At 70.1% G+C, this 13,254-nt stretch carries 12 protein-coding genes; 5 read left to right on the top strand and 7 right to left on the bottom strand.

Going from position 1 to position 13,254, the window contains the following annotated elements:
- Both VF697_RS08965 and VF697_RS08960 read right to left on the bottom strand, forming a co-directional pair.
- The coding region (locus tag VF697_RS08965) for a ChbG/HpnK family deacetylase (protein ID WP_331093269.1) at positions 1-711 on the bottom strand (711 nt) is incomplete at its 3' end.
- A 4-nt stretch (positions 712-715) separates the two neighbouring features.
- Positions 716-1,519, bottom strand: coding sequence for a glycosyltransferase family 2 protein (locus VF697_RS08960; RefSeq protein WP_331093267.1), 804 nt, complete (start codon positions 1,517-1,519; stop codon positions 716-718).
- A gap of 135 nt (positions 1,520-1,654) precedes the next feature.
- On the opposite strand from VF697_RS08960, the gene VF697_RS08955 reads away from it, so the two are divergent.
- From VF697_RS08955 to VF697_RS08945, 3 genes are all read left to right on the top strand, one after another.
- Entirely contained in the window at positions 1,655-2,596 is a 942-nt protein-coding gene (locus tag VF697_RS08955; protein ID WP_331093265.1) for a diguanylate cyclase, read from the top strand.
- Between the two features lie 209 nt (positions 2,597-2,805).
- Complete coding sequence (locus VF697_RS08950; protein WP_331093263.1) at positions 2,806-4,362, top strand: response regulator; 1,557 nt, start codon at positions 2,806-2,808, stop codon at positions 4,360-4,362.
- Positions 4,359-5,819, top strand: coding sequence for a sigma-54 dependent transcriptional regulator (locus VF697_RS08945; RefSeq protein WP_331093261.1), 1,461 nt, complete (start codon positions 4,359-4,361; stop codon positions 5,817-5,819). Before VF697_RS08950 ends, VF697_RS08945 begins: the two co-directional genes overlap by 4 nt.
- Here the strand turns inward: VF697_RS08945 and VF697_RS08940 are convergent.
- Positions 5,816-7,147 carry a replication-associated recombination protein A gene (locus VF697_RS08940; RefSeq protein WP_331093259.1) on the bottom strand — a complete coding sequence of 444 codons (1,332 nt, stop codon included), beginning with the start codon at positions 7,145-7,147 and terminating at the stop codon, positions 5,816-5,818. The two genes, VF697_RS08945 and VF697_RS08940, sit on opposite strands and share 4 nt — an antisense overlap.
- A 101-nt stretch (positions 7,148-7,248) precedes the next feature.
- Here VF697_RS08940 and VF697_RS08935 point away from each other — a divergent pair, with 101 nt between their 5' ends.
- On the top strand, positions 7,249-8,094 hold the full coding sequence (locus VF697_RS08935; RefSeq protein WP_331093257.1) for an NAD(+)/NADH kinase: 846 nt from the start codon (positions 7,249-7,251) through the stop codon (positions 8,092-8,094).
- Between the two features lie 7 nt (positions 8,095-8,101).
- Complete coding sequence (locus tag VF697_RS08930) at positions 8,102-8,872, top strand: YdcF family protein (protein WP_331093255.1); 771 nt, start codon at positions 8,102-8,104, stop codon at positions 8,870-8,872.
- On the opposite strand, the gene VF697_RS08925 is transcribed toward VF697_RS08930, so the two are convergent.
- The 4 genes from VF697_RS08925 to VF697_RS08910 all read right to left on the bottom strand — a co-directional run bounded on the left by VF697_RS08925 (position 8,873) and on the right by VF697_RS08910 (position 13,216).
- The gene (locus tag VF697_RS08925; RefSeq protein WP_331093253.1) at positions 8,873-10,540 is read right to left on the bottom strand and encodes a bifunctional UDP-sugar hydrolase/5'-nucleotidase; all 1,668 of its coding nucleotides are present in this window, start codon (positions 10,538-10,540) and stop codon (positions 8,873-8,875) included.
- A gap of 191 nt (positions 10,541-10,731) precedes the next feature.
- Positions 10,732-11,478 (bottom strand): MBL fold metallo-hydrolase, encoded by a 747-nt coding sequence (locus tag VF697_RS08920; RefSeq protein WP_331093251.1) that lies wholly within the window; start codon positions 11,476-11,478, stop codon positions 10,732-10,734.
- Entirely contained in the window at positions 11,478-11,972 is a 495-nt protein-coding gene (gene coaD, locus VF697_RS08915; RefSeq protein WP_331093271.1) for a pantetheine-phosphate adenylyltransferase, read from the bottom strand. The genes VF697_RS08920 and coaD overlap by 1 nt, the downstream gene beginning before the upstream one ends.
- Entirely contained in the window at positions 11,972-13,216 is a 1,245-nt protein-coding gene (locus VF697_RS08910; protein WP_331093249.1) for an MFS transporter, read from the bottom strand. Before VF697_RS08910 ends, coaD begins: the two co-directional genes overlap by 1 nt.
- Positions 13,217-13,254 lie beyond the last annotated feature (38 nt).

Below are 13,254 nucleotides of genomic sequence, written 5' to 3'. Positions count from 1 at the left end.
GGGGCTGCCCTCGCCTGGGTGGCAGCCGAGCTCGAAATCTCCCGAAGGCAGGGACTTCAGCAGTGAGAGCAGGGTCGCCTCGGTGAGCTGGCCCGCCTCGAAGACGCCGCCCGCGCTCACCCGGCGCACCCCCTCCAGCGGCTTGGGCGCGGCACGGGCCAGCAGGGTGAGCAACGACGTCTTCACCGCCGGCCCAGGGGCGCGCAGCCAGGAGACGCGAGGGAACCGGTCCGGCCAGCGCAGGGGCACGCCCTCCCGCCGCGCCAGGGCTTCCACCAGGGGACGCACGCCCGGCAGCAGGTGCAGGTGCTGGTGCGCATCCAGGTGGTCCACCTGCACGCCCAGCGCCCGAGCGAGTGACACCTGCGCGGCCAGCTCCCGCTCCAACTCCTCGCGGCGTACCTGTCCGGTGAGCCACGCCCGAGCGAAGTGGGCCCAGCTCGCGCGCATCCGCCCGCCCGGGGCCACCGTGGGGACATGCGAGGCCGGCGCGGCCGGAGGCAGCCGGGTGGAGAGGGCGAGGTGGACGCCCAGGGCCAGTCCCTGCGTCCGGGCCTTCGCCACCGCTTCCTCCACGCTGGGGCCCCCCACCAGCACGGTCGCGCTGGTGACGATGCCCTCGCGGTGCGCCCGGAGGATGCCCGCGTCCAGGGCCGGGTGCAGCCCGAGATCGTCCGCGTTGACGACGAGGCGTGTGCGCGCGCGCCTCACCGCGCTACCCGTGGCCGCGCGTCCGCTCGCGCTCGCGCGCCGTGCCGTGCAGCGAGGACACCGTGGGCGGCAGCCGCACCGGACGCTTGGCCACCTGGGGGTGGCGCGTCTCCGGGTAGAGCTTCATCAGCTCGCGCACCATCTTCAGGATGACGGCGGGCGAGGACAGCGTGGAGATGCCGCGCGTGCGCGGGAAGTAGTCCACGCCCATCTGGAAGACCTTGAAGCCCTGGTGGATGGCCTTCACCACCAGCTCGGCGTCGATGAACGAGCCCTGGCTGTTGAGCTCCACCGCCTCCAGCACCCGCCGGTGCATCACCTTGAAGCTGAAGTTGATGTCCTTGACGTGGACACCGAACAGCGTGCGGATGAGCAGGTTGTAGGCGAACGAGTAGACGATGCGCTTGGGTCCCTCGCTGGTGCGGTCGAACCGGAAGGCGCAGATCATGTCCGCCTCCAGGTACTTCATCAGGTGCAGGGCCCGCTCCAGCTCCTTCAGGTCGAAGGGCAGGTCGATGTCCGAGTACACCACGATGTCCTTGGTGGACGCGGACATGCCGGTGCGCATCGCCCCGCCCAGCTTCAGGTTGACCGGGTGCGTGATCACCCGGAGCTGGGGGATGCGCGCGGCCAGCTCGTCGCAGATCTCCTGGGTGCGGTCCGTGGAGGCGTCGTTGACGACGATGATCTCGAAGTCATTCGTCAGCTTGGGGAGCACTTCCAGGGCACGCATGACCGAGCGTTCGACGTAGTCCTCCTCGTTCCAGGCGGGAAAGAAGAGGCTGATGCTGGGGGGGGAGTTGCCCACGATGAAACCTCGAAAGCGCGCGACCGTGACAGAGGTCGGTGGGTATCAAACATTGCAGGGCAAGCGCAATCCAACGGTCGCGACCGTGGGTCCAGCATGGTAGCTTCGGAGCTTGGCTCGTGGTGGGGAGATGATGTGGGAGACAGGCGCCTGATTCTGCTGGTGGACGAGCAACCCGAACGGCAAGCGGACCTCGCGAGCACACTGGAGCAGGAGGGCTTCTCCGTACGCCTGGTCTCGGCCGGCTCGGAGGCCCAGCGCCTCATCGAGGACGCCCATCTGGTACTGCTCGTCCTGGGTCCCGCGGGAGGGCCGTCCCGGGCGCTGCTCCAGCACCTGGTGGCCCGGGATGACAACGGGCTGGGCCCCGCCCTCATCGCGCTCGTGCCCGCCGAGGAGCGCGCGGCGGTGCTGGCCGCGTTGAGGCTCGGCGCCGAGGTGGTGCGCACCCCCGTGGACCCCGAGGAGTTGCTGGCCCGCATGACCCGCTGCCTCCACATGCGGCAGCGCGTGAACGACCTCACCACGCGGGTCAACTCCCTGGAGCGCCTCTCCATCACCGATGGGCTGACCCAGGTCCACAACCACCGCTACTTCCAGGACCGGCTGCGCGAGGAGTTCCGGCGCGCCCAGCGCTACGACGATCCGCTCTCGCTCATCCTCGTCGACCTGGACCACTTCAAGAACTTCAACGACGAGCACGGCCACCAGGTGGGCGACACCGTGCTGTGCGACGTGGCGGCCGCCCTCCAGCGCAGCGTGCGCGAGACGGACCTGCTCGCTCGCTATGGGGGCGAGGAGTTCGCCATCCTCCTGCCGCGCACCCCGCTGGCCGGCGCCCTCACGGTGGCCGAGCGTGTCTGGCGCGAGGTCGGCGCCCTGCGCACCGGGCCCGAGCGTCTCCTGGCCGTCACCGCCTCGCTGGGCATCGCCTCGTTCCCCCACCAGGCGGTCAACAGTCCCGAGCAGCTCGTCCGCTCGGCTGACCAGGCCCTCTACCGCGCCAAGAGCGAGGGCCGGAACCGCATCTGCCTGCACGCCACCCCCGTGCCCCTCGACGGCTCCGTTCCCCGCTGACGCTTGCCCGCCCTGTCGGCTGGGTCATCATTGACCCGATTCGCGGGTCGGGGTATGGAGGGACCCAGGGTGGACGCGAGCCCCGGGTGCGGAAGTACCCGGTATCCGGGCGCTTTGCGAGATGGTGGACGTTGGCAGCGTCATTGCAAACGCTCGGGTCCTAGACCCAGACGAGGTTGCCACTGGAACTGGCGCAGACACAGGGAGCGGTGCCACGCGGACGGCTACTGCTGGTGGACGACGAGGAGTACATCCTGAAGTCCATCCGGCGGGTGCTTCGTCGGGGCGATTGGCAGATCGAGACGGCCTCTGATGCGGAGGAGGGCCTCAAGGCCCTCGAACGCTTCACGCCGGAGGTGGTCATCTCCGACTTCAGGATGCCGGGGATGAACGGCGTGGAGTTCCTCAGTCGGGTGAAGGCGCAGGTGCCTCGGGCGCAGCGCATCATGCTCACCGGGCAGGCCGATCAGCAGGCGATCGAGGAGGCCATCAACCGGTCGGAGATCTTCCGATTCATCTCCAAGCCTTGGAACGACAGCCATCTGGTGCTGACGGTCAAGAGCGCGTTCGAGCAGTACGCGCTCCAGGCGGAGAACGAGCGGCTGCTGCGGGTGACGCAGCAGCAGAACGAGGAGCTGCGGCGGCTCAACGCGGAGCTGGAGACGCGCGTGGCGCTGCGCACCCACCTGCTCAGCCAGGCCAAGCGCGAGTGGGAGCTGTCGTTCGACTCCATCGAGTCGCCCATGGCGGTGGTGCGCGCCAAGGACTACGGGGTGCGCCGGGCCAACCGCTCGTACACGGACCTCGCGGGCAACCGGCTCGCGGAGCCGCTGTCCGAGGAGGGCGGCGGGGAGCAGCACTGCTTCAAGCTGCTGTTCGATCGGGACACGCCCTGCCAGGGCTGCCCGCTGCCGGGGGCCATGGAGAGCGGCCGGGGCGCACGCGCGGAGATCTCCCAGCGCGGGCGCACCTACGCGGTGGCCGCCTATCCGCTGACGGGTGAGGGGCGCGCGGTGTGCTCCTACCGGGACATCTCGGACGAGCGCGAGCTGACACGCCGGTTCATCGAGACGGAGAAGATGGCGGCGGTGGGCCAGCTCGCTGGCGGCGTGGCGCATGAGATCAACAACCCGCTGGGCGGCATCCTCGCCTTCGCGCAGCTCATGAAGCGCGACGACGGCCGCAGCGCCTCCGACATCGAGTCGCTGGATCTCATCGAGGAGAGCGCGCTGCGCTGCAAGCGCATCGTGGAGAGCCTGCTGAAGTTCAGCCGGCACAGCCGGACGGAGGATCGCCGGACCTTCCAGCTCAACCGGTGCGCGGAGGACTCGTCGGTCCTCTTCGGAGCGCAGCTCAAGGCCTACTCCAAGGTGCGGATGGAGCTGAAGCTGGCCACGGATCTGCCGGAGCTGTTCGGGGATCCGGGACAGCTGGCGCAGGTGATGCTCAACCTGCTGCAGAACGGGCTGCATGCGCTGCCGCCCGAGGGAGGCGTGCTGACCCTGGAGACCGGCCGGGACGGCGATCGCTGCTTCTTCCGCGTCGTCGACACCGGCGCGGGCATCGAGGAGCGCCACCTGGCGCGCATCTTCGATCCGGCGTTCACCACCAAGCCTCCTGGCCAGGGCACCGGCCTGGGGCTCTCCATCGCGTACCGGATCATCGAGGACCACGGTGGGGTCTTCAAGGTGGACACCCAACTGGGTGCGGGCTCGCGCTTCACCGTCTACATCCCCATCCCCCTGCAGCTCGAGAGGTTGCCGTGAACCCGCAGCCACCTGCCAAGCGCGCGAAGGTCCTGGTCGTGGATGACGATCAGATCGTCCTCAAGGCGGTCACGTCCATCCTCAAGCGGGAGGACTACCAGGTCGTCTCCATCGACGACGCCGTGGAGGGACTGACGGCGGCGAAGGACCCGTCCATCGACGTGGCCATCCTGGACATCAAGATGCCCAACCTGTCCGGCATGGACCTGCTGCGCGGTATCAAGGCGGCCCGGCCGGAGGTGGAGGTCATCATGATGACGGCCTTCGCCACCGTGGAGACGGCGGTGGAGGCGGTGAAGGCCGGGGCGTACGACTACCTCACCAAGCCCTTCGAGAACATCGACGAAGTGAGCATGACGGTGGCCAAGGCCGCCGAGCGCAAGGCGCTGCGTGACCGGGCCCGGGCGCTGGAGGAGGCGCTCACCGTCCGCAACCAGTTCGAGGAGCTCATCGGCCAGTCGTCGCAGATGCGCGGCGTCTTCAAGCTGGTGGAGACGGTGAGCCACTCGACGGCCACGGTGCTCGTGCAGGGCGAGAGCGGCACGGGCAAGGAGTTGGTGGCGCGCGCCATCCACTACCGCAGCGCGCGCAAGGACAAGCCCTTCGTGGCCGTCAACTGCTCGGCGCTGTCGGACACGCTGCTGGAGAGCGAGCTCTTCGGTCACATCAAGGGCAGCTTCACCGGGGCCACCTCCAACAAGAAGGGCCTCTTCGAGGCGGCCGACGGCGGCACCATCTTCCTCGACGAGATTGGCGACGTGCCCCCCGCCACCCAGGTGCGCCTGCTGCGCGTGCTGCAGGAGGGCGAGGTCAAGCGCGTGGGCGCCAACGAGCCGGTGAAGGTGGACGTGCGCGTCATCGCCGCCACGCACGTGAACCTCAACCGGGCCAAGGAGCAGGGCAAGTTCCGCGAGGACCTGTTCTACCGGCTCAACGTCATCACCATCGACCTGCCGCCGCTGCGCGAGCGCCCCGAGGACGTGCCGCTGCTGGCGCACCACTTCCTCAAGCTGTACGCGGCCAAGGTGTGCCGGAAGGTGACGGGCTTCACGCCGCGCGCCATGGAGGCCCTCACCTGCAACCGGTGGACGGGCAACGTGCGCGAGCTGGAGAACGTCATCGAGCGCGCGGTGGTGCTCACCTCCAAGGAGGTGCTGGACGTCGACGACCTGCCGCCGGGCTTCCAGGACGCGCCGCAGGCCGGCGCCCAGGTCGAGGTCTTCAGCCTCGCCCACCTGCCGTACGCCCAGGCGAAGCGGCTGGCCATGCGCGCCTTCGAGCGGCGCTACCTCACCGCGCTGCTCGAGAAGCACAACCAGAACGTCTCCAGCGCCGCGCGCGCCGCGGGCGTGGATCGCTCCAACTTCCGCCGCCTCCTCAAGCAGTACGAGGTGGCGGGGCGCTCCATGAAGCGCTCCAAGGAGGATGAGGACGACGCGCTGGAGGCAGCCTCCTAGCCCTCCTCGCCCGGCTCGCGGGTACGGCCCGCGAGCTGGCGTTGAATCTCCTCGTAGCGCTCGGCCAGCTCGTGCTCGAAGCCGTTGTGCGTGGGCTCGTAGAAGCGCCGGCCGCGCAGGGCGTCGGGGAGGTAGTCCTCGGGGACGTAGTTGCCCTCGAAGTTGTGCGGGTACTTGTAGCCGGCGCCGTACCCGAGCGACTTCATCAGCTTCGTGGGCGCGTTGCGCAGGTGCATGGGCACGGGCAGTGGCCCCCCGTCGGTGACGGCGGCGCGCGCCGCGGCGAACGCGGTGATGACCGCGTTCGACTTGGGCGCCAGCGCCAGGTACGTCACCGCCTGGGTGAGGGGCAGGGTGCCTTCGGGCAGGCCCATCAGCTCGAAGGCCCGGAGCGCATCCACCGCCACGCCCAGCGCCCTCGGGTCCGCGTTGCCGATGTCCTCCGAGGCGAAGATGACCATGCGCCGGAAGATGAAGACGGGGTCCTCTCCCGCCTCCAGCATGCGCGTCATCCAGTAGAGCGCCGCGTCCACGTCCGAGCCGCGCATGGATTTGATGAAGGCGCTGACGACGTTGTAGTGCTCCTCGCCGGCCTTGTCGTAGAGGAGCGCCTTGTGCTGCAGGGCCTCCTCGGCGATGGCCTTGTCCACCCGGGTGCCGCCGTGTGCCGCCGCCGCCTCCAGCGCGGTGAGTGACCTGCGCGCATCCCCTCCCGAGGCCTGGACGATGAACGTCAGCGCCTCCTCGTCCACCTGCACCTTGCCCCCCAGGCCCCTGGGGTCCACCACGGCCCGGTGCAGCAGCGCCACCAGTTCCTCCTCCTCCAGCCCGCGCAGGGTGACGACGCGCGCGCGAGAGAGGAGGGCGGCATTCAGCTCGAAGGAGGGGTTCTCCGTGGTGGCGCCGATGAGGGTGACGGTGCCCTTCTCCACATGGGGCAGCAGCGCGTCCTGCTGGCTCTTGTTGAAGCGGTGGATCTCATCCACGAAGAGGATGGTGCGCTGGCGGTTCATCTTCCAGCGCTCCTGGGCCCGGGCCACCGTCTCGCGGATGTCCTTCACGCCGGAGAGGACGGCGGAGAGCGAGTCGAAGGCGGCGCCCGTGGAGCGGGCAATCAGGTTGGCGAGCGTCGTCTTGCCCGTCCCGGGGGGGCCCCAGAGGATGAGCGAGGGCACCTGGTCGTGCTGGATGGCCCGGCGAAGGAAGCGGCCCTCGCCCGTCAGGTGCTCCTGCCCGACGAACTCCTCCAGGCGGGTGGGACGCATCCGCTCGGCCAGGGGGGCCAGGGTGGCCTCGTCCTTCTTGCTGGCATGTTCGAAGAGGTCCATGGGGGAATCCTGCCGTCCGGCGACCACTTGTCACAGGGTCATCGAAGGGTCCATTTCGTCCAGCGCACCCCTGGCCGCCTGGACTAGAACCTGGACTTATCGTGCAGACCCTGGTGCTCGTTGCGAAGAAGGACAAGCCCGAGGCGGCGGAGTTGGCCGCGCGAATCCGGGAGCGCTACCCCTCGCTGGAGATCTTGGGGGACCGGCTCCTGGCTCACACGCTGGGCTGGCCCCGGCTCGAAGACCGGGAGCTGGCCACCCGGGCGGAGCTGGTGGTGGTGCTCGGGGGAGATGGCACCCTCATCCATGCCGCGCGGCTGCTCGGGGGGCGCCCCACGCCCCTGCTGGGCGTCAACCTGGGCAGCCTGGGCTTCATGACCGAGGTGCCCGTGGAGGAGCTGTTCGCCACGCTGGATGAGGTGCTCGCCGGGCGGTTCAAGATGGACTCCCGGATGAAGCTCACCTGTCGGCTGATGCGCGAGGGCCGGGTGGTGGTGGAGGACGAGATCCTCAACGACGTGGTCATCAACAAGGGCGCGCTGGCGCGCATCGCGGACCACGAGGTGTCCGTCGACGGGGTGCCCATCGCCACGTACAAGGCGGACGGCGTCATCCTGGCCACGCCCACCGGCTCCACCGCGTACTCCCTGTCGGCGGGAGGGCCCATCGTCCACCCCTCGGTGGACTGCACGGTGCTCACGCCCATCTGCTCGCACGCGCTCACGCACCGGCCCATCGTGGTGCCGGCGGATCGCACCATCCGCATCGCCCTGCGCAGCGAGACGGCGGACACCTTCCTCACCCTGGACGGGCAGACGGGCCACAGCCTGCAGTGCGAGGACATGATCGAGGTGGTGCGCTCGCCCAACCGGGTGAACCTCGTGCGCAACACCCGGGTGGGCTACTTCTCCATCCTCCGGCAGAAGCTCCACTGGGGCGAGCGGTAGCCCGGGCGTGTTCGTCTTCCTGTCGAAGCTGTTGGATCTGCTGCTCGCCCCGCTCTCCTGGGGGCTGCTGCTGGTGACGGTGGGGCTGCTGCTGCGCCGTCGGCGGGCACGGCTGGCGGTGGGGCTGCAGGTGCTCGGGCTGCTGGCGCTCTACGTCTTCTCCACCGAGCCGGTGGCCAATGGCCTGCAGCGGTGGGTGGAGGCGGGGGCGGTGTCCACGTACCGGCCGGACGGGGTGTACGACGCCGTCATCGTGCTGGGCGGGATGGTGGACGCGGACGCCACCGAGCGCTCGGGCCTGCCCGAGTACACCCTCGCGGTGGAGCGGCTGCTGCGCGGGTTCGAGGTGGTGCGGGAGGGGCGGGCGCGCCAGCTGCTCATCTCGGGAGGCACGCTGGACACGCGGCCGGGGGCGCTGGTGGAGGCGGAGATCCTGGCGAAGCAGCTCCGGCTGTGGGGGATTCCCTCCGAGCGCATCGTCACCGAGGGACGCAGCCGCAACACGCGGGAGAACGCGCTGGAGTCCGAGCGCATCATCCGGGAGAAGGGCTGGACGAAGCTGCTGCTGGTGACGAGCGCGGCGCACATGCCGCGGGCGCTGGGCACCTTCCAGGTGCTGGGGCTCAAACCGGACACGCTGGTGGTGGACACGCGCGCGCACGAGTGGCACCCGCGCGGCGCATGGTGGCAGCCCCGGGCCTCCAACCTGTCGGCCGGGACGGACGCCATGCGCGAGCTGTTCGGCCGCTGGGTGTACCGGCTGCGCGGGTGGGCGTAGCTACTTCGCCGCCTGAGCGGGGCAGGTCGGGGCGTCCTTGTCGTCCTTCTTCGCCAGGTCGCGCGCGCCGGCGCGCAGCCGCTCGATGCGGCCGTCCGTGGCGGGGGCGATGGACTCGGCGGAGGCGAAGGCATCGCGCAGCACGTCCTGCGTGGGGCGGCCCTTGTCGGCCGGGACACGGTACTTCGTGTCCTTGAACATGGTGTACCCGTCGCCCCCGGCCGCCATGTACGAGTTGGTGGCGAGCGTGTACGTCCGCTTCGGGTCGAGCGGCTGGCCATTCACGGTGACGCGCACGATGCGGTCGCCCACGGGCCGGCACACGTCGAAGGCGTACTGCATGCCGGAGATTTGGGGGAAGCGACCCGGGCCCGTCTCCTCGGCGCTGCGGCTGACGCCGTGCTCGAGCGCCTGGCGCAGCACCGAGCCCGTCACCTCGATGCTCACCACCGAGCCCGGGAAGGGGTGGATGGCCAGCACGTCGCGCCGGGTGAGCGGGCCCGGCCGCACCACCGAGTCCGAGCGGATGGAGCCCCCGTTGATCAGCGCCACCTCGGCGCCGGCGGCCTTGCGGTAGGCGTCCGCGACGAAGGAGGCCAGGTTCGTCTCGTGGACGCGGTTGGACTCCTCCATCGCGTCCAGGGGCACGGAGGTGCGCCCCAGGGGTTGGGAGAGCTCGGCCAGCAGCGCGTCGTACTCGCGCATGGCGGTGGCGAAGGCCGGATCCTCGGGCACCTGAGGCGTCACCGGCAGCATGTCGAAGTCCATGCTCTTGAGCTTGTGGCTCTGGGTGCCCACGTGGAGGGTGACGCGCCCCAGCTCGCGCGCCTCGGACGACATCTTGATGATGGGCGTGCCGTTGGACACCGCCTGCATCATCACGTGCTCATGGCCCCCGATGATGAGGTCGATGGGAGCACAGCGGGCGAGCACCTTGTCCTCGTTTACGAACAGGTGCGTGAGGGCGACGATGACCTGCGCGCCCTGCGCCCGCATCTGCGGCACCAGCTCGCGCGCCGTGGCGCACGTGTCCACGAAGTACACGTCCGGCCCCGGCTTGGAGCTGTAGCGCGTCTTGCCCAGCAGCACCCCGAAGATGCCCACCTTCACCCCGCCCACCTCGCGGATGACGAAGGGCGGGGTGTCCCCGAAGGGACGGTTCGTCTTCTTGTCCATCACGTTGGCGCCCAGCCACGTGAAGCGGGACTCCCGCATGCGCTGGCGCAGCACGTCCGGGCCGAAGTCGAACTCGTGGTTGCCCAGCACCGCGAAGTCCAGGCCCAGGGCGTTCCACGCGTCGATCATCTGCTTGCCCTTGTGGAAGGTGGACTCCACCGAGGGCGACAGCGTGTCACCGGCCATCAGGAACAGCGTGTTCGGAGTCTCCGCGAGCACCCGCTTGCGCAGCGTGGACAGCCGCGCCAGCCCGCCATGCTCGCCGTTCTCCACCGGGGTGAACTGGTACACGTCGTTGACGTGGAGCAGCGACAGGGTGACGGTGGGCTCGTCGTCCGCTCCGGATTCGGAGGCCGCGCTCGACTCGGGGCTGGCCGCCGGTGCGGGAGTGGGGGCGGGGGTGCTCCGCGGCAGCGTGGCGCAGCCAGCCAGGAGCAGTGCAGCCAGGGACGAAGCCAGGGGGCGCGGGAGCAGACGGAACGGGAAGGACATGGGGGATTCGCCGGGGAGTCGAATCTCCCACGTCCGTTGGGGATGTGCATCTTTCACGTGACGCGGGCGTGACGCGGTGTGACACGGGCTGCCCTCCTGCTTGCCCTGGGAGCGGTAGGCCCCCTGCTCGACCTGCGACGTGGAGGCTTCAGGGTCACACTGCCCGAGCGGATCGCCAGCTCCCCACCAGTTCACACCGTGTAGCGGCGCCCCTGGGCGAGTGGCTCGATGTTGCTCGTGTCGAGGGCGAAGTCATCCGGGTAGTGGATGAGCCGCATCTTCGCGCGCAGGTCCGCGGGCAGCGCGGCCAGCTTCTCGTAGGGCGTGTGGACGCCGTAGTTCGTCTCGTGCACCACGAGGTCCGCCTCGGCGAGCCAGGCGATGAGGCCCTCGTCGAAGGCCGTGTCCGCGCTGTAACCCAGGCTGCGGCCTCCGGCGCGGATGCGCAGGGCCATGGTGGGCAGGTGGTGGTACGTGCGGCGGCACTCGAGGGTGAAGGGTCCGAAGCGCACGGCCGCCTCGGTGGAGAGCGGGACGTGGTCGAAGTAGTCCTCGAAGCCGTGCCGCTGGGGCTCGCCCCCGGGCTTGCGGATGAGGTCCTCCATGCCCGCGGCGAGGTGCCCGTCCCACAGCCGGTGCGCCACGTGCGGGTGGGCGAGCACCTGGAGCTTTCGCTTCAGCACGAAGAAGGAGAAGTAGCCGAGCCCCTCCACCCCCGAGCTGTGGTCCGCGTGCAGGTGGGTGAGGACGAGGCCCGACACCCGGTCCGCGTCCAGCTCCACGCCCGCGCTCAGGCTGGCCTCGCGCATCATCTTGCGGATGGGGTGCGGGCAGTCCACCAGCAGCACCTGGCCCTCGGCTTCGAGCGCCAGGCACGAGGAGTAGCGCAGCGCGGAGAAGGCATCGCCAACGCCGAGGGTGACGAAGGACAGGCTCATCACGGGCTCCGAAGGGTGGGGGACAGTCGCTGCCGCAGCTTCGCCGCGACCGCCGGTGGGCAGAAGTCCGAAACGTCCTCGCCGCGCGCCAGCCGCTCCTTGAGTCGGCTGCTGCTCACCTCGGCGAGATGGGCCTCGGCGGGGAGGAACAGGGTGGAGAGGTCCGGCGCGAGCGCGCGGTTGGCCTGCGCCAGCGTCGTCTCGAACTGGGCATCCGTGGCGCCGCGCACGCCCCGCAGCAGCACGCTCGCGCCGATGGCTCGCGCGTAGTCCACGATGAGCCCCTCCGTGCTGGCCACGGTGACGTTGGGGTGGAGCGCCACCACGTCGCGCAGCAACTCCACGCGCTCGGCCACGGAGAGGAGGGTGCGCTTCTGGGGGTTGTTGGCCACCACCACCACCACGTGGCCGAAGAGGCGCGCGGCCTGACGGATGATGGAGAGGTGGCCGGCGGTCACCGGGTCGAAGCTGCCGGCATAGACGGCGATGGTCATCACGACACCTCGGGTTGTCCCCCGGACACGAGCGTCCGGGGCGGATGGAAGGTGAGCGCCACCCAGACCACGGCCACGGCGCAGACGGCCGCCGAGAGCGTGAAGTGCCACGCGTAGCCGAGGGCCTGGGCGCTGAAGCCACTCACGGCCGCGGCCGCTCCGGTGGCCACCACCACGAGCGAGGCCTGCACCGTGTAGTCGGAGGCGGCGTGCTCCGGGCGGCACATCTCCATCATCACCGTGAAGAGGGCCGCGGTGGCCATGCCGCTCGTCAGGTGCTCCACGCCGCAGACGAGCGCGAGCACCGGCACCGAGGCTCCGCGCGTGGCCATCGCGTAGAGGAGCACCGCGCCGGCTTGCAGGGTACCGAAGACGAGCAGCGCCCGCCGTCGCCCCAGCCGGTGGATGAGCGCCCCTCCGAGCAGCGCGCCGACGAGCCCCGTGGTGAAGCCCACGAAGCCGAGCATCCAGCCCACCTCGGACATTCCCAGCCCCACGTCGACGAGGAAGGTGCGCAGCATGGCCGTGGCCAGGTGCTCGCCCGCCTTGAAGAGGACGAGCAGGATGAACCATGCGCCCGCGCCGGGGCGGCGCACCCAGTACAGCAGGGACTCCCGGAGCCAGGGGGCCATGTTCACGCGCTCGCGCCGGGGAGCGGAGGAGGGCGGCTCGCGGAAGAGCGCCACTGGGACCGTGGCCACGAGCAGCAGCGCGCCCAGGCTCAGCAGGGTGGGGCGCCAGCCCAGCGCGTCGAAGATGATGAGCATCAAGCCGCCGCCCAGAATCATCCCCACCCGGTAGCCCGCCACCTGCACGCCGTTGCCCCAGCCGAGCTCCTCGGACTCGAGCAGGTCCACCGCGAGCCCATCCGTGGCCACGTCTTGCGTGGCCGCCAGCAGGTTGACGAGCAGCACCGCCCCCAGGAGGGACGGCACGCTCACGGTCCCCTCGGGAAGGGCCAGCCCCAGGAGCAGCACCGCCGAGAGGAACTGCAACGGGAGGATGTAGCCGCGCCGCCGCCCCAGTCGCTCCGAGCCGTACCGGTCCATCAGCGGCGCCCAGAGGAACTTGAGCGCCCACGGCAGCGCGAGCAGGTTCGCCAGGCCGATGGCGGGCAGCGACAGCCCCTGCTTGCGCAGCAGCACCGGCAGCGCCTGGGTGAAGAAGCCGAAGGGCAGGCCCTGGGAGAGGTAGAGGCTCGCGAGCAGCCCCAGCTTCACGGGAGTCTTCAGCGAGGTCTTCATGTGCCCTCCGAGGGCTCGGCCGCGTCGAGCAGCCCCGC

The sequence above is a fragment of the Archangium sp. genome, from assembly GCF_036388035.1.
Taxonomy (GTDB): Bacteria; Myxococcota; Myxococcia; order Myxococcales; family Myxococcaceae; genus Archangium.
This window is presented reverse-complemented; position numbering and strand designations above follow the sequence as displayed.